This window comes from Arsukibacterium sp. (assembly GCF_033721375.1).
Classification (GTDB): Bacteria; Pseudomonadota; Gammaproteobacteria; order Enterobacterales; family Alteromonadaceae; genus Alishewanella.
In genome coordinates this window covers 99395-124188 of sequence record NZ_JAWWAP010000007.1, presented here as the reverse complement: position 1 = coordinate 124188, position 24794 = coordinate 99395, and the positions used below count along the sequence as shown (strand labels likewise).

Below are 24794 nucleotides of genomic sequence, written 5' to 3'. Positions count from 1 at the left end.
AATTAACCCTTTTGCCAATATCGGTTGACTAATCTTATGTGAAATTTCAACCTACTGCGATCCCAAGGTGTAAAGCGTTTTAACTTAAATACAGAGTTTTCGCCGGTGGATACACCCCAGTCAGTTGTTACTGCACTGTCAAAGCCCGCATTTTGTACAATGTTCACCGCTGTTTCATCAAAATCACGGCCAAGAACACCGTTAGGGTAAGCAAAATGCGTAACAGGTCGCTCAGCCCATTGTTCCAGTTGCTGCTTACTTTGTACTATCTCGTTTTGTTGCTCAGCTGGCGACAGCACTTTTAAAATGGGATGATTGATAGTATGGGCACCAATACAGACACCTGCTGCAGCCAGTTGCTTTATCTCGTTGGGGTTCATCATTAGCGGGGCTTGCTCGGCAGCTTCATTTTCCTGATACAGGTTTTCCACTGCAACTAAGCGTTGATCAATAGGTAAGTACTTAAGTTTCATCAGCCATTGCTGTGCCAGCTCACGCCGTTGCGGCCAGTCGGCCAGTGTTATCAGCTCACCCTGCAAGTTAATTTGTTGTCGTTTTGTATCGGCAAACAGATAAATAAGCCGGTCATTCCACATATTGGTACCCTGGCTAAAACCGGTAGCAATATATACCGTTGCCGGAATATTGTATTTCGCGAGAATAGGTTGGGCGACCGTTAAATTATTCAGATAACCATCATCAAACGTAACGCAAACCGCATTAGCCGGCAGGCTGTTGTGTTGCAGGTGGTGCAAGGCGTCGTCCAGTGATAAGGGTGTAAAGTAACGTTGCAGCAAGCGCATATGCCAGTCGAACACTTCTGCCGTAGGCTCACTGGGGCGCATTGGGTCATGCTCGGCCAGTACCTGATGATATATCAGAATACTCAGTTTATTGCGGCCAAGCAGTTTACCGGCCAATTGCAGTAATTTATGCATCGGCAGTATTCTCATGCTCTTCAGCCTGGAGCCACAGTTCCAGTACCACCAGGATCCAGATCAGTTCACCATAATAGCTGGCATGACTGTTGGTATGCGCTTCAATTGCGGCGTCAATTAAGCTGGCTTTAACAATGTTTCTTTGTCGGAATGCATTCAGGGCCTTCAGTGCTAAGGCTTTCAGCTCAGCATTGTCGGTTAACCACACCCCAAAAGGCAGGCCAAAACCATGCTTTTCTTTGCTGAGCGTCTCATCAGCCAGAAACCCTTGGCATGTTTTTTTATAGAAATCACGTAATTTCTGTCCAGGTAGTTTTGCGCTTGCCGGAACCTTGCAACTGAAGTCTACTAATGATTTGTCCAGCAATGGATAACGTACTTCAATACCTGCCAGCTCACACATTTTGCTGACTTTTACTAAATCGTTATCAGCCAGAGTAAATTTCCAATCCAGAAACAGCATTTTGTCTACAGGATCGTCACTTTGGCATTGTTCGTAACGCTGTTTTAGTAATTGCTCAGGCCTTGCTGTATCTATGCCTGCCAGAAATGATTCAGTAAAAATCGCCGTGCTGCCAAACTGATTAATAAAGTTATAGTTCTGCAAGCGCATTGGCAGTTTTTCATCAGCCTGGCGAATATAACTTGCTACTTTCTTAAAGCCGGGCACCTTTGCCAGCGGTGTTTTAACAAATACGGCTCTGGCAAGTGACTGCAAGAATTCGGGGCTATTGGCAAACACCTCAAACACTTTCTGCTTGGCGTAGCGACTATTTCCCGCGAACAGTTCATCACCGCCATCGCCGGCCAGCAGCACATCGCGACCATCTTCTTTGGCAAAACGGGCACAGAAATAAGCCGCCATTGCCGAGGAATTACCGAAAGGCTCGTCAAAATACTGCGCCACTTTTACAAAGGCTTCAGCCGCTTGCTCCGGTGTTAAATAATGTACCTGATGGCGGGTATTAAAATGCTTTGCTGTTATTAATGCATACTCTGTTTCGTCATAGCCTTTTGCCTTAAAACCAATAGAGTAGGTATAAGCTGGCTGCTGATGTCTGGCAAGCATGCCGGCAACAGTAGAGCTATCGAGGCCACCACTTAAAAAGGCGCCACAATCTGGTGCTACATTGTATTGTACTGCCTGTGCTAATTCGGATAAGCATTCTTGTTGCAACTTGTTGGCTGTTGCCGTACTTGTTTTAAAATCCGGGCTATATAAAAGCGTTGCTGGGGTAATATTGGTTGCAGTTACTGCAATAAGGTTGGCTGGCTCTAGTTTATATACCTGCTGATAAATGGTATCGGGTGCCGGAATACAGTGAAAGTACACATAGTGATAAATAGCCTGTTTATTCAGCGCACAAGTTACCCCCAGCTGTTTTAATGGTTTCAGGCCATGGCCGATATAAAGTACTTGTTGCTGTAAAGCGTAATAACAGCTTTGTACGCCCATAATGTCATTTACCAGCAAAACTGGTTTGCCGCTTTCAATAACCACAAGGTAAAAGTCGCCGGCTAATTGCTGGTACAGCACTGACAAATCAGACTTTTCGTTTAATAACTGCAGTAATTTTTGGGCAGTAACAGGCTGTTGTTGCCAGCGGGCCCGGCCAAACAGTGCGACAGCACAGGCATCGCTCTTCGCAATGTCCAGCTTAGGGTGGGCGGCGATACGAATTTCCGGGCAATCGTTAACGGCTATTACAACGTGAGTGTCCATGGCTGTTGTCCTGCAATCCTTTTGCTGAAAATGAATATATGGCGATGTTAGTGCATCAGCCTGATTAGGCAAAGTTATAGGGCAAAATGCCGTAAATAGCATCTAACATACCTGCCGGTATGGCATAGGTGTTAATGACTTTCTTTTTACTGATGTCATAGGCAACCACTAATGCTTCGTTGCCATCCATATACTTAAAATTGCCCTGGCTCAGAAATTTTAATTTTGACATCAGCTTGGTTTTTCTGAGCTTTGAATACCCTATGTAAAATATATCACCGTCTACCATTAAGCCGCGGCACCAGCCAAGTGGGCGGTTGCGTTCATTAGCAAATGGGTCGTGCTTATCAACAACCTTACGGGTGTTCGGGTCAACAATAACCAGATAGCCGTCAACCCGGGTAAATACCAGTTTATCGTGCCACCATATGCCATCGTGTACACTCATTTCATCCTGATGAGCAACGTCAATTCTGTCCGCAACATTGTCAAGGCATACCGCATCATCATGAGTGCACCTTGTTGCCCAGAGTTTGTTGTCCATTTTGAAAACATAATTTGGGTGGCTGTCATGCGGCCGGGTTGAGTGAACCCGCCGGTAGTCGGTATCAGGGTTAAATCTGTGCCACGGATCTTTACCTTCAGTATTAATAATGCGCTTAATAGCACCGGTAGCGGGGCAAAGGATAACGACATTATCAATACCGGTAGAGGTTACTATTAACTCGTTGTCGATCAAATGCACTGAGTGAATATTATGAAAACACGGGTGAGAAAAGCATTTCAACTGCTTAAGCTCTGGTAGTTGGTACTGGTAGACCTCAGTGTCGGTGGGCAGCCATAATGTATCGCCGTCTAAACAAGCCGCGGTAAACTGCTGGTTTGGGTGTTCTGTCGGGTAGTTGTTGCCACCATCCGCCTTGCTAAGCAAGGTGTTGAACTGACCGTTGGTTAAATCCAGTTTTAATAATCCCGCTTTACCATAGTACTTGCCTTCACCCAGTTCAAAACCATTTGGGCGCAGACAGCCGCCGGTAATTAACAATCCGTTGTACGACATCCGGGCATTCCTTGTTATTGTTTTTTCAACTTAGCGATTTTGTTCTTAAGGCCCATCAGCGGGTAACCTGCATCATAGGCTATAGTTGCATGTTTTTGCGCTGCCTCTACATTATTAAGCTCTGCATATACCAGGCCCAGGTTATAGTGGGCTTCAACATAAGTTGGCGCGATAGCGACTGCCCGTTCCAGAATTTGTTGTGCTGCATTAAAGCGGTTATTCCGGAATTGATGAATTGCCCAAACCAACAGAGTCTCAGCGTTATTTGGGAAAACCTGGTTTGCTCTGAGGAAAAAACAATCTGCCTGATAGGTTAAATCCTGTTTAGCTTGTTTTTTGCGAAAAATTTCAGAGTGTTTTAGCTCATATTCATATCGAGAATAGCTGTCTAGTGCCGCAGGGTGATTGGGAATGCTATTTAAAACGAACAATATATCACCAGGAAGCACTGACGTACTTCCTTTGACAAGATTACGGACATCGTCATCAAAGTGCCTGCTTTCGACTAAATACAATAACCCACCGCGATAGGTAGCGGTGTTCTCCCTTGTTTCCGGGTGATAGTAATCGAACGGCTTATGCCTGCGCCATTGAAGATCAAAACAGGATCTGTCAACTACCAGTTTTTCTGCTAGTGGGTCAGCAGCCGAAAAAAAACTGAAAAAAGCAATGGTGAGCAGCAGTGAGCAGCCTAACGTTTTGCCGGGCAGAAAATCCATGTCTTGCCTCCTGTTACGGTGAGTTTAGCACTGACAAAATACCATCAAACCCGGGGAGGTGACAACAGTAACATAAGGAAAGGCTGCGAAGATGTTGAAATCTGGTTAAATTGCTCAGGCCGTCTTTTGGATAACGAAATAAGTTAAAAAATTGAAAAAACATCTTGACCACTTACAAGAGAAGGAGTAACACTCTGACACTGAATAATAGAAAATTCCCCTGCAAAATTTTGGCGAGCTAAAAGGATTTGGCAGCAAATGGACTATCCAAATAAAGTTTATGCCTATTGGTATGCAGTAAACACTGCAGCAGCGCAGGCCAAAATAAGCAAACTCCGTGCATTACTATCGGTAATAAATGCAAAGCTACGCTATAACATTGGCCCGGCATTTCATTCTGTTTTTGAACTTAGCACTGTCAGTACTGAAACATGGCCAAATTATTTGGTAGATATACCGCTTCGTACTGTGCTTTGCGATGTTAATCCGAAAGAATACAGAAAAATAATTGGTGACAAATTGATTTTCTGGCGCCATTGCCAGAAAAATCAATTAGCTACAATTAAAATATTTAACCGTAATGAAGAGTTGGCGGAATTGTCTGAGGCTGACTTTATAGCAGCAGTTCCTGAAAGTTGTGACGCTTTTTTTATTAAACTTGCAGCGGGCTCCGGAGGAGAAGGAGCATTTACTGCGAGCAAGATAGATGGATTATGGCATTTTCAGAGTAAAACAGGGTCTTTGGCTGATCTTTATCAGTATTGTTCAGCTAACCGGGAAAATAAATATGGCTGGCTTATACAACCAAAGCTAAGTTCGCATCCACTAATTTCCACTATCTCAGCTCCTGGTGGCCTTAGCACAATGAGGATACTGTCTCACAGACGAGGCAATAGCGTGGAAATGGCTTTTGGCGTTATTAAACTGGTTAGAGCTGGGAATATTATTGACAACTTCAAACAAGGGAGGGCTGGCAATATGGTGGCGGCAATTGACCTTGAGACAGGTATGTTAAAAGCAGCCAAAGGGTCATTAAACAAATTGTGGCCAGCAATAACATCTTTTAGCCATTGCCCTTATACAGGTAATCCGATTGAAGGAATTACTCTTCCATATTGGAAAGAGACTCGGGAATTAATTACCCGTGCTCATCTTAGCGTTGAAAATTTACCCTCTGTTGGCTGGGATATGGCGATAACTGAAGATGGTCCTATCATCGTTGAAGGTAATACGAATTATGGCGTTGATTTAATTCAGGTTGCTTATGGGCGAGGGCTTAAACCTGAGTTATTTTCTCAATTAAATAGCCTGATAAAAATCTAAAAGTGTAGTTAAGCTCGTTATGTGCTTTGATGCCTTAGGTAGTATGAATTTTAACTTTAAATACTCAGTATGATCCTAAGTATCCCTCGTTTGTGGGAACAATAATTACCACCCCAGAGAATGACCATGGTTAAAAAGAAATTCTTTGAAAAAGTAAAATTATTATTTTCCAAGGCTTGCTATGTAAAGCAAAATTTTGGAAAAGGATTTGTAGCTCAGTTTTGGGATCTCATAGTTCTTTCCAGACTAAACCCGACTTGTGGCATTTTTGATTATTATACTTATCGGGTATTTGCGGTTGAGCGAGGGGGGGCATTATATACAGAGTTACTTGGCGGAAAATCAAATGAAGAATTTAATCGTAGCTTAAACAAGCGTAATGCCGTTACCCCCGCATCGGATAAATTAGTATTTGCTGTACTTTGTAACGCCTACAACATTAGGACTACAGAAATATTAGCAATTTACAAACCAACTGGCATAGTCCCTGAATTTGTGAAAACTCACCTTACTGATATTTCTGAACTCAAAGCATTTCTCAAGCGTGAAAAAATGCCGATATTCGTTAAACCTGTCAAAGGATCGCTGGGGCAGGGTACTTTCTACATAGCTGGTATAGAGAACGAATGCGAAAAGATTATTGATAAAGGCGGTAAAGCTATAAGTTTTGATGAGTTCATTGAAAAAACTATAGGTCTAAAAGTTTCGCATCGATACAGCCCAAAAGCAGGTGTCTCTTTGCAACGCATAGTTCAACAGCACTCTGCAATTAATGAGTTTACTCAAACCGACACGCCATCAGGTTTACGAATTCTCGTATTAAATACAGGCAGTGGACCATATATTCATCGAGCAGTTTGGAAAATCGTTACACCCGGCAATATCAGCGATAACTTTAGTAACGGGGCATATGGCAATATGCTGGGTGAGATTGATGTAGTAACAGGGCAAGTTGGCGGTGCAGTCGATAGATACTGGCCCGATGCTCAGCTGCTTGAACAGCATCCAGTATCAGGGCGCAAGTTTAGTGAGTTTACTTTGCCGTTATGGGAGAAGGTTAAGGCAGAGGTTTTGAACGCGTCCTCAATAATTAATGATATGGGGGCAATGCATTGGGATGTAATAATTAGTGAAGAAGGTGCAGTTTTCCTCGAACTGAATGATCTTGGTGGCACTAATATTTTACAAGTGCATGGTAAAGGACTAATAGATTCAGAGCTTAAGAAAAGTTTGAGGCAAATGGCTGTACTTCAAAAAGGCAGCGTTTTTGCCCGGTTCATAAACGGATAAATTTGCAGAGTAGCTGGGCTGAAAGAGCCTAGCTACCGTCAAGCCAGCCCAACAATTGTTGATGGCTTGCATTCATTTTCGTGGTGCCAGTTGCTGTTGGGGCAAAATTAAACTCAATTATAACAGGCCGCTCAGGTGTTAACGCAATATCCAGTCCAACAAAACGGGTATTGGGTAAAATACTGATAACCCGCTCAGCAAGCGCGATAACCTCTTGCTGAAATGGCAGTTGGCGGTCAATCATATTTTCGCCGCTGTCAGGATGGCTAGCATAGCAATGATCGTTGTTGTCGGGCGGTAAAAGCATAACAGTTTTAAAGCTGTCCATGTCAACAGAGACGCCAAAGCCGCCCGCCGCTTTATTGTCGATAAGTTGACCACTTCGACCAACCCGCAGGTATATCGCAATAATTTTCGGGGTACCGTTGGTCGCTTTACCAACCCAGACCCTTAAGGTATTTAAACTGCTGGGGTTAAAAGCTGCCAGAGTAGGGTGTTGCTGCAGATATTTTTCAATAATGTAGTCACACCCCTGGTCTACTTTCAGTGCCTGGCTCAGGAAATCGGCAATTGGTAAAGTCGTCGACTTACCCAGCTCCCGAAAAAGGATGTCGTTAGAACGGTCTATTTCAACCGCACAAAAACCCTCACCACCAGAGCCATCTACCGGTTTAAAGCAGATCCTGTCCAGATCTGGCCGCTGCTGCAGAAAAGTAGCTAATTGCTCAGCGCTATTTAACGGCGAACCATCTGCTTTAAATCCGCCGGCAGCTGATAAATAACCAAGATATTCAGCGTCGGGTATGTTGTAAAACTTCAGTATCGCTTTGGCCATTACTTTATTGCGGGCCAGCATCCGGTAGTTTAGCGGGTTTATCTTGTTTAAAAAGCGGTAATACTTCTGATCATGCCAGTAACCCAGTTTTTGTTGCCAGGGCATATTTTTTTGCCACAACAAATATTTATGATAATTGCCCGGACCAAAACCGGTTTTCAGCTGCAGTAACAGCATTTCTTTTAATTGTTGGGAAAATGACAGCGCATTTTCATCTTTAGCCCGTTGCCGGGACATTTTTATAGCTTTGCTAATGGTGCTTAACATAGGGCTTCCTTGCGGCGAGTTGTAATTTAACTGATGGGATATTGCCATGTGCAGCCCCATCTTTATCGGGCGCAACATTTGATTCAATTAATAACGGCCCCTGCCCGGTCATAGTAATGTCCAGACCGGCAAAGCGGGTGTGAGGCAGCGTTAACAATACCTTTTCGGCAAACTGCTTAATCTGCGGCCATTGCTCCAGTATAACCCCAGCCAGGGGTGCGCCATGGTCGGGATGCTGGCAGATGTCATCACGATGCGGGGTTTTTTTAATCAGACCTGGCTGCAGTTCACCTGCTGCCAGCTCTATCGGACACATAATGCCACCGGCAGAAGCATTGTCGATAACCTTGCCAGCCCGGCCAATTCGCAGGTAACCGCCAATAACTTCAGCCTGATCGGGTGCGGTTTCCAGCACCCATAACCGCAAGGTATTTAAACTGGACGGGTTAAAACTGGCAAACTGGGCCGATTGCTGAATATAAGCTTCCAGCATAAACTCAGGCGGCAGGCCGTTGCGCTGATAAGCACTTAATAGTTGTTCTGCACTATATAATTGCTGCTCTCCAACCGATTGCAGCTGCAGTGTTTCACCGTCATAACTGATGGCAAGGGCCATAACACCGGAGCCACCAAAGCCTTCCAGTGGTTTTACCATTACGGTGCTGCCGGCATGTTGCTGCAGTAGGTGTTGCAGTGCATCAGCTGTTTGCAGGGTCTCGCCGCTGTTGGTCACCCCGATAACAGGATGAAAATAGCCAAGCATTGGTGCGGTAGGAATATGTAGCAGCTGATATAACGCTTTTTCCGATAATTTACTTTGAGTTAGTTTGCGATAAAGCGGTGGGTTAAGTTTATCTAAGGCGTTGTAATACTCGCGGGCAGAAATATGCAGCCATTTATCGGCTTCTTTAAAGTTCTTTCTGGCCATACCTGCCACCACAAAATAACGGGGGCCCAGCCTGGTTTTCAGGCAAAACTTGCTGGTTTGCCATAGCATTTCTGGAAATGACAAGCCGGCCAGTTGCGCTTCTTTTTTTAGCATGGCCAGGGTGTCTTTTAATCTGCTGAGATAGCCTGCTATCATTATCCGCCTCGTTTCAACAGGGACGTCGCTGAACGCAATAATGTCATTACACCTGTCAGTTCAGCTTCAAATTCCAGATCGCTTACTTTATCATTGTCGACCAATCTTGGCAGGGTCAGTAAATGATCGTGTTTGCTTACCAGCTCATTTTCGGTGGTTGTGGCGGTTTTCAGCTGTTGTTGTGTCAGCAAATCTAGCTGCTGTTGCTGATATTCTCCACGCGGAAAACAAAAATGTTGCGCTTTTTTACCGGTTAATTGCGTTATATAGCGCTGATTGTTAATCAACTCGGTTTGTGCATCCGTTAAATTAAGTTCAGAGAACTTATGGCGATGGGTATGCAGTTCAATTGCCAGACCCCGCGCCGCCAGGGCGGTAACTTTTTCCGGGGTAAGAAACATTAATTTACCGCTATGTTGCCAGCTGGCAAGGTCTTCCCCAAAATAAGCAGCAAGCTCTGCTAAAATGGGCTGCTCGTAGGCTGAACCAAGTTCTGCCGCCAGAGCGAGCACGTCGTTAACAGTTAACTGCTGTAGCCTGGTATAAGGCGTTAAACAGCTGTTAGCTGCCAGCGTAAAAGGCCCTTGATACTTCCAGAACAAATAGTAACAGGATAGTTTAAACACCGGCCGCTGATTAATAACAAAGTAACTGGAAAGATATAAAGTGGCGTTGAAGTTATACTTTTTAAGTGCCGGTAGCATGCCGTGCTCAATGGCAGCCCAGCCATCATCAATGGTAACAACCAGGGTATTTTTGCCATACTGTCCGGCCTGGTTTTGCCGGTACAGTTCATCCAGCGATACTGGCTTGTAGCCCCATTTAGCCAGCAGCGCCATCCGTCTGGCAAAGGTGCTGCTTCGCATAAACACCCCAGGTGAGAACTGATATTCGTCATCTACCGATATGCCGTGATAACACAAAATGCGTGGCCGTCTGGCAGTCATTTTTTTCGCCAGGCTAAACAGACCAAACCATTGACACAAGGTCAAAATCACAGTTTTCATCAGGTAGGTTGCCTTTTATACCAGGCAAGCAGCTGGTTTCTGGGAATAAAAATAACATAGTTTTTTGGCTGATACTGGCCATTTTCAAAGGCCTGTTTACGGCTGGCCGAGCGACTAAATGCACCGCTTTTGTCACCTTCGCTATGTGAGAAAAACCAGCTGGCCTGCATTTCGCTAAGCAGTTCGTTGATAAAAGCTAGTTTGGGGCTGACAGCGGCAATAGCCGGATCATAAAACCAACAAGCGCCAACTACGCCTTTTAGTTGTCGATTAAGCAGTAGTAACTGAGCAACTTGCTGGCAGGTCTGGCGCCAGCCAGCGGCGGTTAACTGATTTATTTCTGACAAATGAATATGCAGCCGGCACACTGGCTTATTGCCTTGGGCAGCGATTAACGCACGAATAAAACCTGCTGCCTGAGTCACACCATTGCAGAAAAGTAATGAGCGCTGGATAGCGGAAAACGGTTCAACCACCCGCTCAGCACAGGGCAGCAGCGCACCAGTTAATAAGCCGATATCTTTCAGAAACTTGTCATCTGTTTTTGGCAGGCTGGCGTTGTCGGCGCTGCACCACAGCTTAACAATACGCTGCAAACTTCGCTGGTAGTTATCGCTAATCTCGCTGCTGATAGTCAGCGGTAGTTGTTGCAATGAGAATTCTGCCACTAAGCTTAACATCAGCAATCTGACCAGCTCAGTTTTGCTGCAGCCAAATTGTGCGGGCAGCGTAGCTAAGCTGTTATGTAAATCAGACCGCTGATTATAAGATTGATAAGGTGCCGTCGCATAACACTGACATTGCAGCTGTTGCAACGCTGCACTGCTGATAGTGCTGTGCAGCAGGGTACTGACTTGCTGCTGCGCTGCTTGTTGAAGAGATGCCAGCGACGCTGTCATGGCAAGGGGCCGCCGCTGCGTGGGGGAAAGTTCTTTAAGCGCAGCCGGCTGAAAATATTATGCTCAAAACCCTCCGGATAGCCCTGTATATGCCAGATAATCAACGAAACCAGACCGTAACTCAGCACGCCGCTCAGGGTTTCCAGCAATAGCTGTAGCAGCGCAATGCTCAGCTGCACCGACGATTGGACAGCCCAGACAGCTATAGCCATTATCAGCCCTGCTAATACCGGCCGGATAAACGCCACTAACAGGTCGCGCACCGGCAGCTTTAAAAAACGGATAACAATAGCCTGAACAATCAGCACCATCAGCAGGGTAGAGCCCAACCTGGCCTGGCCGATACCAATTAAACCATTGTATTCCAGCAGTGGAATAAACAGCGCAAAAAATACGGCTAATCTGGAAAAATTTATAAAGAACGAAATATGGGGTTTGCCGGAAGCCAGATAAATATAACTGTTGTTAGAGGTGATGCTAAAAAACATATTGGCTAAGGCTAGTAATTGCAGCAGCGGGATCATGCTTACCCATTGCTCGCCTAGCAATACACTTACCAACAACGGTGCCACCATTGCGATACCAATAGAAGACGGGATAGTAAGACTGGCGGTTAAAGCGACAGTATTTAAATACGCTTTTTTCAGTTCGACCGGGTTATCCTGAAAGCGGGAATATACCGGGAAAGTAGCCTTATTAATCGGAATAGCTATATGGCTGGTAGGCAACTGGCCAATTTCTTTACCCAGTGACAGATAGCCCAGAGCAGTAGGTGACAATGCTTTACCGACAATTAACTGACTGACTTTATCATTGATAAAATACACGACATTATTCAGTAGCAGCCAGCGGGAGAATTTAAACAGCTTGTTAAATGAGCTAAAACATATCCGCGGCCGGTGCGGATGCATGATAAAACTATAGGTGGTGACTACCAGCTGATTACAAAGCACACCCAACACCAAGGCCCAGTAATTACGGAGTATAAAAGCGAGGCTAAGCGTTATAACAAAACTGATGACTTTAGGCACCAGTTGTAACTGGAGCTCTTTACGAAAATTTAAATCGCGCTGAAAGTTAATTACCCCGATGTTATGAAAGCCGGACAATAGGCTGACAAAAGCCAGCACGTACAGCACATTCTGTAGCCTGGGATCAGCATAGTAGCTGGCTACCAGCGGAGCAATTAGCGCCAGGCAAATTGCCGCAGCGAAACCGAATAGGACGTTAAATGTCCAGGCACTGTTATAATCGTCAGGGGTATTGTCTTTCTGCTGAATTAACGCAGTGCCCAATGCCAGCGCGCCAAATAGCTCAATAAAGGCATAAATTGCGATGGTAATAGCGACTATGCCAAAGTCTTCCGGGGTTAGTAAGCGGGCCAGAAATATTGAGCTGATTAAGCCAATCGATTTAATGCTTAAACGGGTAATCAGCATAAACACCGAGCCGGAATACACCTTATTATGGGTATGGTTATTCCGGGTCTGTTTTTGCTGCTCTGGGCTGTCCTGGCCTGGAGGGGAGGGCATTACAAAAAGTCCATTTTATTGAGTAAATTACCGTGTATTTATACCAATAAAGCGCTTGAATAGCCAGCACTCAGACAGATTCTGACGGTGATCCAGCGCTAATATATTTATTCTGTCGCCAGTATCACATTATCGATATACAGTTCCATAAGCTGGACAGGTTTGGCCGTGCCACCATGATAAAAATTCAGCCATAACCGCTCTATTTTAAGATCGCTGGTGTCCCGAAAGCGAATATCTGTGCGCGCAAACACCTGCTTCTGGTCAACCCAGGCTTTTAGCACGCCATCTTGTTTGCCGGGCGTATTCAGCTTAACGTACTGGGTAATTTGGTACCATTTGCCTGGTTTTATTGGATTATTACCGGTGTCCCAGTACATAGCCGCACCATGATTCTGACCATTATCCGGGTAATAAGCATAAAACCCAAGCGGGGTACTGTTATTAAATTTATCGTCGCTTTTGATGGTATCACCAAACTGACCGCGGGCCGACCAGCCGTTGCTACCATCGGCAGAGCGGCCGCCCCAGCCTGCTTTATTGTACGTGCCTGCTAACCCGGGAAACTTGCCACCACCTTTAGTGGCCAGCCAGTTGTCTGCCAGATACAAATCATACTGAAAATATAACGCTTCGGGCTCTTGCGCTAATGTTGATTTAAGCAGCAGTATTAAGTTTAGTGCCAGATTCTGTTCGGGATTAAATTCAACTTTTAGCGCAATATTATCGGGTCGCTGTGGTGCTTTTGCCTGTTCAGCAAGGCTGCGCCGGTCCAGACTGCTCCAGTTTGCAGCCCAGTTCCGGTTTGAAAAATCTTCCTGAAAAACAATTTTCTGGGTTGGAAAAGGAGCAAGCACCTTGGTTGTTGTCAGCGGCTGGGCTAGCCAGAAAACGCCAATATTGCTGGTACCAAATTGTTTTTTTACGATAAGTTTGAGCTCTGCAGCGGTGATTTGTTCATCAGCTGTTAGGGCAGGGATAGTAAAGCGCAGCAAACTGAGATTACTGGTACCGGCTTTGAGGGTTTTACTATGGCCTAACGAGCGAAACGTGCTTTCGTCCAGGTACGTGTCCATGTTAGCGGTCAGGGTAATGCTTCTTCCTGCAGAGGTGGAAATAGTTAGGGTTGGCCCTTTGTTTTCAGCGGATTCTTTGCTATGAAAAAGACTGGTTCCCTGAGTATCCTGACCCCGGAGGATAAGGTCGATAGCGGGCTGTTTTGTGCTGACAATATGCTGCACCAGGCCGGTAACCTGCCAGCTGACCAGTTTGTTTGTTTGGGCCCGGCTGATCCGTTGCTGGTCAAAGGGGTGCTCGCCAAGAAACTGCATGTTTTTATCTATCCAGACTCCCATTTGCGGGCCTGGCCAGCTAATATAGGCCGCTGCGTAGCTGTAACTGCGACTGGCACCGGCAAGTTGCTTATCGCCTTCATGCCAGTCAACAGCAGTGATTTGCTCAGGAGACAGAGGCGCCGCATTAATAGCTGCAACAGGTAGCAGACACAGAACCAGCAGGCGGGCAAGTTTAACTATCGATTTTTGATTCAACATAACGATGTTTTCCATTAGGCAGGCTGGCAATGGCGTCCAGCTGCTTTAAGGTGATAGTGCTGTCACTGCCCAGGCGTTGCTTAAACTGGCTGACAATATCTGCAGCTAATAAAGAATCAAGCGGGGCAACTGCTACCAGCTGAACTTCAACGTCGGTCAGGCTATGCTGGATAATTTTAAATTGTCTGATCTCTTTTAAATCCCGCAGCACATAAATCAGCGATAACGCATGTAGCTTATCGCCAGCTGTAGTCAGCATAAAGTCTGTAGTACGACCGCTGACGTGGGCCAGTACCGGCAGGCCCCGGCCACAACTGCAAGGAGTGTTGCTAAGCTGGCCCATATCGCCGGTACGATAGCGGACAAAGGGAAAGGCCTGGGTTTGTAAGTGGGTTATCACAATTTCACCGGTTTGCCCCGCTGGCAACACCTGGCCATTGTCATCGATAATTTCCACGATAATATCTTCGGCACTGATATGCAAACTGCCGGCCGGACACTGATGAGCTATAAAACCGGCATCGCGGGCACCATAGCCATTGGCAACCGGGCAATTAAATACCCGCTCAATAACCGCACGCTGATGCTCAAACAGCATTTCCGAGGTAACAAATACCACTTTAACGCCAAGCTCAGCCAGCGACAGTTGCCGTGCTTCCGCCGCCAGTGCTAACTGGTGAATAACCGACGGGTAACCAAACAGCATTTTCGGTTTCAGCTGTTGCAATTGTTGCAGGTAAGCGTCGATATGGGCCGGGGTAAACTCAAATGCCGGCAGCAGGTATGAGCGAAACAGCATGTCACGGACTTGTTTAATCCGGTCCTGTTTACCGAGCTCAATCGGCGAGCCCCATAACACCACTTCCGGATCGCCAATATCCACCCCCCACCAGCGGGTGGCCCTGAGTTTGGCCGCTACGTCATGGCTGATCCGTGCTTTGCCCATATAGAAAATCAGCGGTACGCCGCTGGAGCCACCGGTATTATAGCGCTGTAGCGTATGCTGCGCCTCGCTGCACAGCGCCTGTTGATTATCGGTAATTAGCTGCTTGGTTAACAAGGGCAGTTTGTTTAAATCAGCAACCGAGCGGATATCGCTGGCAGCAATGCCCAGTGTTTTAAACAGCTGCTGATAATAGGGCGAATGCTGACTGATATCGTTAATAAAAGCCTGTAGTCTGCGTTGTTGGATGTCTTCAATTTGGCTGACAGTTAACCACTGGCTGCGCTCCAGCCTGGCCAGCATGGCATAGGTGCTGTGGTTTTTTAGCCGCTCGTGCAGCCGGAATAATACTTTGCTAACCAACTGAGTATATAAACTAGTCATGGCTGCCTCTGAGTGCAGCTTTTAAACTGTCCGGATGATGAGGGCGGCTATCAGCGAACTGGCGGACTTTTTGCTGCTTTTTCTCTGCCGCCTCTGTTGCCAGTTGCCGGTTAACTACCACATTAAGTGCAACCATGGTAATCACCAGATGATAGGGCAAATCGAAATACGCTAAGCCGAGAAAGGCGCCGCCGGCGGCATAGGCAATTAAACTGCACTGCAGCATCTTAGCCAGCAATGCCGCCCATTTTAAGTCATCACGTTTATTAGTTAACTTAATGGTCTTTTTGGCACTGCGCCAGGTGCTGAGGTAAATAGCAAACCATAAGAAAAAGCCAATAAAGCCATGGTGGCCCATTACTTGAAAGTAGATGCTATGGGAGTCATGTTTGCGCTCAGGCTCCGGGGCATACAGGTAAAAGTTTTCAGCCTTAAAGCCATTTAAACCGCCGCCAAAAGGCCGGTCTTTCGCCATATTAAACGCCATTTCCCAGGCGTTAAACCGGCCTTTAACCGAACCGTCATAGCTTTCCCGATCAGGCTCAATTATGGTCGCCATCCGATCATGCCAGCGATCGGGCATAAACTGATAGACAACCGGCGCGGCGATAAGAATAACCAGCGCAATGGCCAGTTTATTCGGGCCTTTTAACCAGAGGAAAAAACCAACCGCAACGCAGGCCACCAGGCCGCCACGACTTTGGGTGCCTAGCGCAGCAAGCACGATTAACCCCATCGCTGCCAGTAAGCCCAGTCTGAGTAAGCGTTTATTGTCGGGCACCAGATGACGTAAATAAAATAAAATGGGTAAAATCATTAGCAGGGTCAGTGCCAATTCGTTATTGCCGAAAAAGAAGCCGCCAGTGGGGCCCCACACCCGGCCCCCGCCAGCCGTGGCGATGGTATAAATGCCGCCCTTTACGCCATAAAAGCCGATACTGAGTGCCACTACCCATAATGCCAGTTCAATTCGTTGCCGGGTGGTAAGCATTGCCAGAACAACTAACGTCATAAACTGAATTTTCATGATTTTTTCAAACTGCGAAATCACATAAGGGTCTTTCACACTCATGATAAAGGTGATCACCATCCAGATATTAAACAGCAGCAGAAAGACAATGGGGCTGCTAAGCGGGATCTTTTTCGGCTCTTTACTGAATAAATAACTGACTAAAAAAACCAAACCAATTACTGATGCCACTGGCAGCGTCTGGATAAAACCCCAGCCGAGCCGATGCGGCACCATATAGCTTATCCAGCACCAGACCAGTACGCCGATAAAAGGCCGGCGCAAAATAAACGGTATACAACCAACAATAATAAGAAACAGTACTATGTCACGCATTTGCTTGCTCGCTCTCATGGTACAAACTTAACCAGCAGGGTAGTACCTGCGCCGGCTGATACTGGCTTACTTTGGCTCTGGCATTTGTTGCAAGTTGTTCAGCCAGTTCCGGCTGAGCAACCAGGCTTAATACGGCCGCGGCCATTGGCTCAGGTGCTGCTGGCGGTACCAGTAATGCATCACGCTGATGCTCTACCATAAACGGAATACCACCAACATCAGTAGACACCACCAGTACACTGGCTGCCATGGCCTCCAGCAATGAGTTGGGCATATTGTCAGCCGTGCTGGGGTTAAGCATAATATCGGCGTTGGTATAAAGCTCAGCCATTTGTTGCCGGTCCAACTTACCGCAAAAGCTGACCTGATTGCTTAGCTGTAACAGGTTAACCAGCGCCTGCAGGGCCGGTAGCTCGGGGCCGCTACCGGCAATGCTGAGCCGGGAGTCTGGCAGTTGCTTGTTAATAATGGCAAAAGCCCGGATGGCAGTGGCGATGTCGTAAATGGCTTCCAGATTACGGGTTACCACCAGATGCGGCGCATGCGCCAGGCTGGGTTTTAGTGAGCCGTGAAAAATAGCGGTATCAACAATATTGGCAATGATCCGGCATTTTAGCTGGTACTGAGCAAATACGCCTTGCAAAAAGGCACTTGGTGTCACTATAACACTGGCCCGGCGTAATGTTGGCAGCACCCAGCGCTGTTGTTTTTTCAAAAAGTCTGCCGCCAGGCCGCCGCGATAATTGACGATAACCGGCACTTTATGCCAGTAAGCGATCCAGATAGCCGGTGCGGCAAACAAGTGCCAGGCCCAGCCAGAATTAGCCATCAGGTGCATTACATCGGTTTGCTTGCAGGCCTGATGCAACTGCCAGAAATAGGGCACCAACCGGAAAATTGCCCTGAGCAGCGGAATTTTAGCAACCCACTGTGGCCGGTAGGGCGGGTTTACTGCAATCAGCTTTACATTGAGCTGCTGAGTTTCCGTCAGTAAGCGCAATAACTGAGCAGTTTGCATGGCCATGCCGCCCGCCGGGGGCGGAATTGGCCCCACCAGCGTGATAGTAAGCGGCGTATCGCCATTTCTGTATGGGTTAGTGTCGCTCACTTAACACCTGCTGATAAACCGGCAAAATGGCGGCGACAGTATGCTGCCAGGTTCGCTCCTGCTCGACAAAGTTGCGGCCATTTTGTTTTATTCTTGGCCAGTCGGCACGGTTATTCAGCAGCTCGTCTAATACCTTAGCTAACTGAGCCGAATTGTCTGGCTCAAACAAAATGCCGGTGTCGTTATGGCGGATAAGCTCGCGGTGGCCGCCGATATCAGAGGCAACCACCAGCCCTTGCTGGGCCATGGCTTCCAGCGGTTTTAACGGTGTGACCATTTCGGTTAACCGAATGGCCTGGCGCGGGTAGATAAACATATCTACCAGGCTGTAATAGCGGCTTATGGTGTGATGATCAACCCGGCCGGTAAAAATAATATAGTCACTGATATTCAGATCTTTTGCCTGCGCTTTCAGCGCTGCTTCCTGTAAGCCACCGCCTACCAGCAACAACCTGAGATCCGGATGCTGTGGCTGAAGGCGGGCAAATGCTTCCAGCAGAATATGCAGCCCTTCATAGCGGTAAAACGAGCCCAGAAAACCCAGTACTGTTTTACCCTGTAAATTCAGGCTTTGCTCAAGTTCCGCATCTTTGCTGACAACCGGATTAAAGGCACTGATATCGACCGCATTAGCGACCACGCTGATTCGATGCCGGGGCACGCCCCATTGTTCAATCTGGTCTGCTAAACCCTGACAGATGGTGACCACATAGTCAGCACTTTTAAGCGCTTTTTTTTCCAGATACTGGCCAATCCGGTAACGCAAATCGCCCTCTTTGCAGCTGCCATGACTTACCGCAGCATCCTCCCAGGATGCGCGCATTTCATACACCAGCGGAATATTAAAGCGTTTGGCAACTTTGGCCGCCGCCAGTGCGTTGAGGGAAGGTGAATGCGCATGAATAATATCCGGCTTTTGCTGCTGCACCATCTTGGTCAGTTGTCGTTCCAGCTGGCTGATAACGTCAAGCTGGCTCAGCACCGGCAGTTTAGCCAGTAAACCAGGCTGAGTGCGCTGAAAGGTTAAACCGGCCACCTGTTCTTCTACTGGCCCTGCTAAATAATGTTTGCTACTGGTCAGTTGACGGGTACTGATGTTCAGCCGCCGTTGCTGCTGTAAAATCGCCAGACTGCGAAAAGCATAACCACTGTGCAGCGGCACTGAATGGTCAAAAACATGCAAAACCTGTAACTGTGGCGGTTGCGCAATATTTTGTGGCGTCAGGTTCTGTGGAGTAACGTTTTGCGGCGTAACATCCTGTGGGGTAACGGGCTGGGCAATTTCTTGTTGCACCGTGCTTTGCTGTGCAACTTGGGTTTGCATCATACTTTGTTGCGACATGCTATGCCTTCCTTGAGCGTCGGGTAAAAAGTGTAATCAGCATTGCCAGTAATAACAGCGCCAGTATCAGCTCATAGTAAAATAATACCCAGAGCATAAATTTCAGCCGCTGCATATTATTTATCAAATGCAGATTGTCCGGCTCAGCTATCGCCATCAATTGCGGAAACTGGCCGCTGATGATGGCCACCATTTGTTCCAGATGAGGCGAAACGCTGCCAGCAAGCTTAATAAGACTGTGTTCGTCGTAACTGATATTGTTATTGGCCCACCACAGATAAAACTGATGCCGGCCCTTGTAATAGTAATCAAGCGCCATGGCGTCGTCTTTAAAGCCGAATGTTTTAGCCGATAACCGGACCAGCTGGATCTGACTGCGATCAGCAATAAGTTGCTGTTTAAATTCCAGTACTGACATCGGTTGCTGTTGCTGATTGACCGGATAAAAACCGTTAAACACATCCAGCATTATCCAGCGCTGTGCCTGTTGATCCCAAATCTCGTTAATGGCATGGCCATGACCGCCAAAGCCATCAAATGCCAGGGCCCACTCCCGTACCGGAATAGCCAGGGCGTGACCAAATACATTGATAATTTCGGTATAGTCGGCGCAATAGCCCTGCTGTTGCTGAATTTGTGCCAGGGTGGTGCTGACATCGGCCTGAATAGCGCCGCCACGACGGCGCTGATCCAGATTTAATACCGCGGCCTGCTCTAGCATTAACGTCAGCGGATTGGCTGTCGCATCAGGTGTGATAATGACCCGGGCAATAGCAGCAGGCAGCTGTGCCTGCTCTTGTTTAAAGGAGTCCGGAAACTGATCGCCCGGCCACTGGCTCTGTTGTGCGCTGATAACGTTAAACACCATGGCATTGCGCAGCCGCACCAGCTCGGTACCTGAATGAAAGTTGCTGACCAGTAAAATAACCGGCAGTAGCATCATCGCGGTTATTACCAGAGCGCTGCGCCAGCTGATGAGTCTGTTCACCAGCATAATCCGATATAACGGCCACGAACGTCGGAAATTTGTTTCAGATGAACCAGATCGACCAGAATGTGCTCTGCGGTCAGCCCGGCTAATACCTGTTCAACGATATGTTTGTCGTTTAGTCCCAGTACTATTACCTTATTATTGGCAAGCAGCTGTTCAATGTCGCTGGTCATCAGCTGGCCAATGTGCGGAATGGATTCTTCAATAAACCGTTTATTGGCACCGAGCAGCCGTGACAGATTCACTTCCGGGTCAAAAATACTTAACAGCATCCCTTTGCCGATAAGATGCTCGGCTAAGTCAACCAGCGGGCTTTCCCGTAAGTCATCGGTGCCTGATTTAAAGCTCAGACCTATCATGCCGATATCCCGTGAGCCCAGCGTCAGGATCTTCTTATAGGCCTGCTGCAGATGCACCTGATTTGATGACAACACTTGGGATAACATCGGAATTTCAATGTCTGCCTGTTTGGCAACATATTGCATGGCCCGCAAATCTTTAGGCAGGCAGGAGCCGCCAAAGGCAAAGCCGGGTTTTAAGTAAGCCGGCGAAATATTCAGTTGTTTATCGGCACAGACTAAGTCCATTACTTTAAACGGGTCAACGGTCAGACCTTCACATAACCGGGCAACTTCATTGGCAAAGGTTATTTTCAAGGCGTGGAAAATATTACAGAAGTATTTTACGGTTTCTGCTGTTTTCACATCGGTACGGTGATACTGGCCTGGTAAGTGACCAAACAGTTTTTGCATCTGCTGATGGGCCGCCTCGTTGTTGGCGCCAACAATAGTAAAAGGCGGATTGTCGTAGTCTTTTATCGAACTGCCTTCACGCAGAAACTCCGGCTGAAAACAGATATCAAAATCAACACCATCCTGTTTGCCGGAGTGCTGCTCTAACAAACTTCTTAAACTGCCCTCGACTGTGCCGGGCAATAAAGTAGAACGAAATACAATAGTATGCCGGCTGGTTTTAGAGGCCAGAGCTTTGCCCAGTTGCTCAGCTAAGCGCAGCACCGCGCTCTGATCCTGGCTGCCATTAGCCTGCGACGGTGTGCCAACACAAATAAACGAGACGTCACTGTCATCGATAGCCTGTTGCACATCTTGTGACACGCTGACCCGGCCGCTGGCGGCCATTGCTGCCATTAACTCGGGCATGCCTTCTTCAATAACCGGTGACTGACCGCTTTTTATCAGTTCCAGCTTTACCGGGTCAATATCGACGCCAATAACCTGGTTGCCATCACGCGCCAGACACGCCAGAGATACGGCACCAACATAACCTAAACCAAAAATACTGATATTCATATTTGCACTTCCCTTTGTGTCAGCTGTTTTTCCTGATGCAAGTTTATACATTGTTGCACTATGCTGTCTAATTGTTGCATTGATAAGTGCCACTGGTGATGGGTTAGCATCCGTTGCCGGCCTGCCTCCGCCAGTTGCAGCCGGTATGATGGATTGCGCATCAGTTTTACCAGGGCGTTGGCGTATTCTGTCGGCGTATCAGCAATTAAAAAGTGTTGATTAACAATAGCGTCAATGCCGCCGGCTGCCTGACTGCTGCTAACTACGGGCACACCCATTGCCATCGCCTCCAGAATTTTATTCTGGGTACCTCTGGCTATATTCAGTGGCGCCACCATGGCTGCAGTATTAATGATATAAGGCCTGACATCGGCTACCGAGCCGGTAACAATGACGCCAGGCAGGTTGGCCAGCGCCCGGATAGCCGCACTGGGCTCGGCTCCGACGATATAAAGCTTAACATCGGGAATTTGCTCACGAATAAGTGGCAGCGTTTGCCGGCAGAACTGCAGCATAGCTTCCTGATTAGGATAGTAATCCATCCTGCCAATAAACGAGATGCTATGGTGCTCGTATGGCGCCGTGCCGGGGCTGAAATAATCGGTATCTACCCCGTTAGGGAACCAGGCTGTGGGGACCTGGGTGTTGTAGCTTTGTAAGGTAGCCAGTTCCGCCTTGGTGGTGCAGCTGCATAAGTCGAATTTTCGGGCCAGCCGTTTTTCTGCCCGCAGCATTTTCTGGCCTTCCAGCAAATACCCCAGACTGAGCGGAAACGGCTTAAAAGCCCGGTAGGCTAACCACTTTTGTGAGTCCATATCGCCATAATCCAGCAGTTTGGGGGTGTCTTCAACCCCGCTGACATATTGGGCAACCGATGAGCAATGGACAAAAATCAGATCAAACTTATGCTCGGCCAGTAACCCCTGAATATGATTGTGTAAATCCTGGCTGAAGAAGTAGCCCATTGATGATGGGGTTAGCAGCGGCAGGCGCAGGATCATCCTGGCAAACTGCACCGGCTCACTTACCACTGCCGCATAATAATGATGACAGTGCTCTTTGATGCCTTCACCGTCGGCAGCCTCTGCCGGATTACGGGCCAGTGAAGCGACATAAACCTGATGACCTTGCTCACTGAAATGGCGGATCATATTAAAAGGGCGGATTTTACCGCCACGCTTCGGTGGGAACGGAAAGCGATGGCAGACATATAGTATTTTCATAACGACGTCCTGATTGTCTCTGATATTTGCTCGGCACTTTGTTTGTCTAAGTACAACCGACACCAGATTTCCAGATTCATCAGCGCCAGCAGATGATCGGTATGATCTTCCTGTTGGCTGAAGTGCTGATTAAGCGTTTGTTCAATAATGGGCCAGTTCAGTAAACCGCGGCTTTCTATCGTTTCACGGTTAACGAATAACCGCAACATGGCCGCTAATTCCTGCTTCAGCCAGGCGCCTAATGGTGCTCCAAAGCCACGCTTTGGCCGGTCCAGGATGCTGGCGGGTAAGATGTCACTGAGTGACTCTTTTAATAAATGTTTCAGGCGGCCATTTTTCATGGTCAGACTTTGCGGAATTTTTACCGCCAGCTCGACCATTTCGTGATCAAGAAAGGGTACCCGGCATTCCAAAGATGTGGCCATGGTCATTTTATCGGTTAACAGTAATAAATCGTCAGGCAGCTGGCTTTGCCGATCAGTATCAAACATTCGCCACAGCCCCTGTTCAGCGTGGCTGAACTGATAGTGCTGTTTAATCATACTCATTGGCATCTCGCTGTTTAACAGCTGGCTGGTTTGCTGCTGACTGAATACCTGCATATAACGCTGATAGCGTTCGGCATCATCCAGCTCTGCTGACTGAATAAAGGCTTTGGTCAGGCGCAGGGTGTTAAGTAGCTTGGAGTGCCGATCACTGGGCAGTTTGCCCGCTAACGGCACCAGTAGTTTTTGCCGCAACCAGGCAGGCAGCCGCTGGTACTTCTGCAAATAGTGCTCACCGAGGTAGCGGCGGTAGCCGCCGAACAGCTCATCGCCGCCAACGCCGGATAAAATAACGGTGACGTCCTGGTGAGCAAATTCCGATACCAGATAGGTGGTAATAAAGGCACTGTCGGCGATAGGCTCGTCCATATGCCACAGTAACTTGGGCAACAGACTGACCACGTCGGGTTTTACCAGTATTTCCCGGTGTTCTGTACCAAACTGTTCGGCCACTGCCCGGGCATAGGGTAACTCGTTATAGAAGTTAGCAGCATCGCCGGTATCAAAACCAATAGCATAGGTTTGGACCGGGCCCTTGCTGTGTTTGGACATCAGCGCAACCACTGCGCTGGAATCGACCCCTCCGGATAAAAACGCGCCAATCGGTACGTCACTGACCATTTGCATGGCCACAGAGCTTTCCAGCTGGGTGCGGATTTTCCGGGCCCAGCTTTGTTCAGAAAGTTGCTCGGTCTGGGCAAAATCGGGTTGCCAGTACTGATGCTGCTGGATGCCTTTATCATTGATCAGCAGATAGCTGGCCACTTCAAGCTTCTGAATACCCTTAAACATAGAGTAGGGGGCTGGCACATAACCTAACTGCAGATACTGCTCAAGCGCCTGCGGGCAAACCGCTGCGTCAATGCCGGGCAACGCCAGGATAGCTTTGCTTTCTGTGGAAAAGGCCAGATAGCCATCGTGCTGGCACAGATACAGCGGTTTGATACCCAACCTATCGCGCGCTAACAGCAGTTGCTGGCGGTTATTGTCCCACAGCGCAAAAGCAAACATGCCGTTTAAATGTTGCAGACAGTCCACACCATATTGCTGATATAACGCCAGAATAACTTCAACATCTGACTGGGTTTTAAAATGGTAGCTGTCAGCCAGCTGTGCCCTGAGCTCACGGTAGTTATAGATTTCACCGTTACAGACTAATACCAGGCTGCCATCATCGTTGCTGATAGGTTGCTGACCACCGCTTAAATCAATGACCGACAACCGGCGCATGCCGAGCGCAATATTGTTGTTAAGATAGCTGCCACTGTCATCAGGGCCGCGATGGGCGGTAATGTCACCCATCATATCCAGCCACTGCGCCGGAAATTGCCGGGGACGTTTTAAGGCGACAACGCCGTGAATACCACACATAA

20 protein-coding genes are annotated in these 24794 nt (G+C 47.6%); 2 read left to right on the top strand and 18 right to left on the bottom strand.

Annotation, left to right across the window (positions count from 1 at the left end):
• Positions 1-2: 2 nt before the first annotated feature.
• The 4 genes from R3187_RS12250 to R3187_RS12235 form a co-directional block, all read right to left on the bottom strand.
• Positions 3-953 (bottom strand): polysaccharide deacetylase family protein, encoded by a 951-nt coding sequence (locus R3187_RS12250; protein ID WP_318967341.1) that lies wholly within the window; start codon positions 951-953, stop codon positions 3-5.
• Positions 931-2661 carry an asparagine synthase C-terminal domain-containing protein gene (locus tag R3187_RS12245; protein ID WP_318967340.1) on the bottom strand — a complete coding sequence of 577 codons (1731 nt, stop codon included), beginning with the start codon at positions 2659-2661 and terminating at the stop codon, positions 931-933. Before R3187_RS12245 ends, R3187_RS12250 begins: the two co-directional genes overlap by 23 nt.
• Positions 2662-2725: 64 nt before the next feature.
• Positions 2726-3721, bottom strand: a complete 996-nt coding sequence (locus tag R3187_RS12240; RefSeq protein ID WP_318967339.1) for a hypothetical protein — start codon at positions 3719-3721, stop codon at positions 2726-2728.
• 14 nt (positions 3722-3735) lie between these two features.
• Positions 3736-4440: a tetratricopeptide repeat protein gene (locus R3187_RS12235; protein ID WP_318967338.1), complete on the bottom strand. Its 705-nt coding sequence runs from the start codon at positions 4438-4440 to the stop codon at positions 3736-3738.
• A gap of 258 nt (positions 4441-4698) precedes the next feature.
• Here R3187_RS12235 and R3187_RS12230 point away from each other — a divergent pair, with 258 nt between their 5' ends.
• A complete protein-coding gene (locus R3187_RS12230; RefSeq protein WP_318967337.1) occupies positions 4699-5763 on the top strand; it encodes a sugar-transfer associated ATP-grasp domain-containing protein in 1065 nt (354 codons plus the stop codon).
• A gap of 126 nt (positions 5764-5889) precedes the next feature.
• Positions 5890-7053, top strand: coding sequence for a sugar-transfer associated ATP-grasp domain-containing protein (locus R3187_RS12225; protein WP_318967336.1), 1164 nt, complete (start codon positions 5890-5892; stop codon positions 7051-7053).
• 28 nt (positions 7054-7081) lie between these two features.
• Here the strand turns inward: R3187_RS12225 and R3187_RS12220 are convergent, their stop codons facing one another.
• From R3187_RS12220 to asnB, 14 genes are all read right to left on the bottom strand, one after another.
• Positions 7082-8155, bottom strand: a complete 1074-nt coding sequence (locus tag R3187_RS12220; RefSeq protein WP_318967335.1) for a sugar-transfer associated ATP-grasp domain-containing protein — start codon at positions 8153-8155, stop codon at positions 7082-7084.
• Positions 8139-9239, bottom strand: a complete 1101-nt coding sequence (locus tag R3187_RS12215) for a sugar-transfer associated ATP-grasp domain-containing protein (protein WP_318967334.1) — start codon at positions 9237-9239, stop codon at positions 8139-8141. The genes R3187_RS12220 and R3187_RS12215 overlap by 17 nt, the downstream gene beginning before the upstream one ends.
• Positions 9239-10246, bottom strand: coding sequence for a polysaccharide deacetylase family protein (locus R3187_RS12210; RefSeq protein ID WP_318967333.1), 1008 nt, complete (start codon positions 10244-10246; stop codon positions 9239-9241). Before R3187_RS12210 ends, R3187_RS12215 begins: the two co-directional genes overlap by 1 nt.
• A complete protein-coding gene (locus tag R3187_RS12205; RefSeq protein ID WP_318967332.1) occupies positions 10246-11145 on the bottom strand; it encodes a hypothetical protein in 900 nt (299 codons plus the stop codon). The genes R3187_RS12210 and R3187_RS12205 overlap by 1 nt, the downstream gene beginning before the upstream one ends.
• Complete coding sequence (locus R3187_RS12200; RefSeq protein ID WP_318967331.1) at positions 11142-12677, bottom strand: lipopolysaccharide biosynthesis protein; 1536 nt, start codon at positions 12675-12677, stop codon at positions 11142-11144. The genes R3187_RS12205 and R3187_RS12200 overlap by 4 nt, the downstream gene beginning before the upstream one ends.
• Before the next feature lie 107 nt (positions 12678-12784).
• Positions 12785-14230, bottom strand: a complete 1446-nt coding sequence (locus tag R3187_RS12195) for a polysaccharide lyase (protein WP_318967330.1) — start codon at positions 14228-14230, stop codon at positions 12785-12787.
• Positions 14205-15557 carry a phenylacetate--CoA ligase family protein gene (locus R3187_RS12190; RefSeq protein ID WP_318967329.1) on the bottom strand — a complete coding sequence of 451 codons (1353 nt, stop codon included), beginning with the start codon at positions 15555-15557 and terminating at the stop codon, positions 14205-14207. The genes R3187_RS12195 and R3187_RS12190 overlap by 26 nt, the downstream gene beginning before the upstream one ends.
• The gene (locus R3187_RS12185) at positions 15550-16902 is read right to left on the bottom strand and encodes a putative O-glycosylation ligase, exosortase A system-associated (protein WP_318967328.1); all 1353 of its coding nucleotides are present in this window, start codon (positions 16900-16902) and stop codon (positions 15550-15552) included. Before R3187_RS12185 ends, R3187_RS12190 begins: the two co-directional genes overlap by 8 nt.
• Positions 16895-18010 carry a glycosyltransferase family 4 protein gene (locus R3187_RS12180; protein WP_318967327.1) on the bottom strand — a complete coding sequence of 372 codons (1116 nt, stop codon included), beginning with the start codon at positions 18008-18010 and terminating at the stop codon, positions 16895-16897. The genes R3187_RS12185 and R3187_RS12180 overlap by 8 nt, the downstream gene beginning before the upstream one ends.
• Positions 17997-19352 (bottom strand): TIGR04063 family PEP-CTERM/XrtA system glycosyltransferase, encoded by a 1356-nt coding sequence (locus tag R3187_RS12175; protein ID WP_318967326.1) that lies wholly within the window; start codon positions 19350-19352, stop codon positions 17997-17999. Before R3187_RS12175 ends, R3187_RS12180 begins: the two co-directional genes overlap by 14 nt.
• Position 19353: 1 nt before the next feature.
• Entirely contained in the window at positions 19354-20340 is a 987-nt protein-coding gene (locus tag R3187_RS12170) for a hypothetical protein (RefSeq protein WP_318967325.1), read from the bottom strand.
• On the bottom strand, positions 20337-21653 hold the full coding sequence (locus tag R3187_RS12165) for a nucleotide sugar dehydrogenase (RefSeq protein ID WP_318967324.1): 1317 nt from the start codon (positions 21651-21653) through the stop codon (positions 20337-20339). Before R3187_RS12165 ends, R3187_RS12170 begins: the two co-directional genes overlap by 4 nt.
• On the bottom strand, positions 21650-22876 hold the full coding sequence (locus R3187_RS12160; protein ID WP_318967323.1) for a TIGR03087 family PEP-CTERM/XrtA system glycosyltransferase: 1227 nt from the start codon (positions 22874-22876) through the stop codon (positions 21650-21652). The genes R3187_RS12165 and R3187_RS12160 overlap by 4 nt, the downstream gene beginning before the upstream one ends.
• Positions 22873-24792 (bottom strand): asparagine synthase (glutamine-hydrolyzing), encoded by a 1920-nt coding sequence (gene asnB, locus R3187_RS12155; protein ID WP_318967322.1) that lies wholly within the window; start codon positions 24790-24792, stop codon positions 22873-22875. Before asnB ends, R3187_RS12160 begins: the two co-directional genes overlap by 4 nt.
• Positions 24793-24794: the final 2 nt, after the last annotated feature.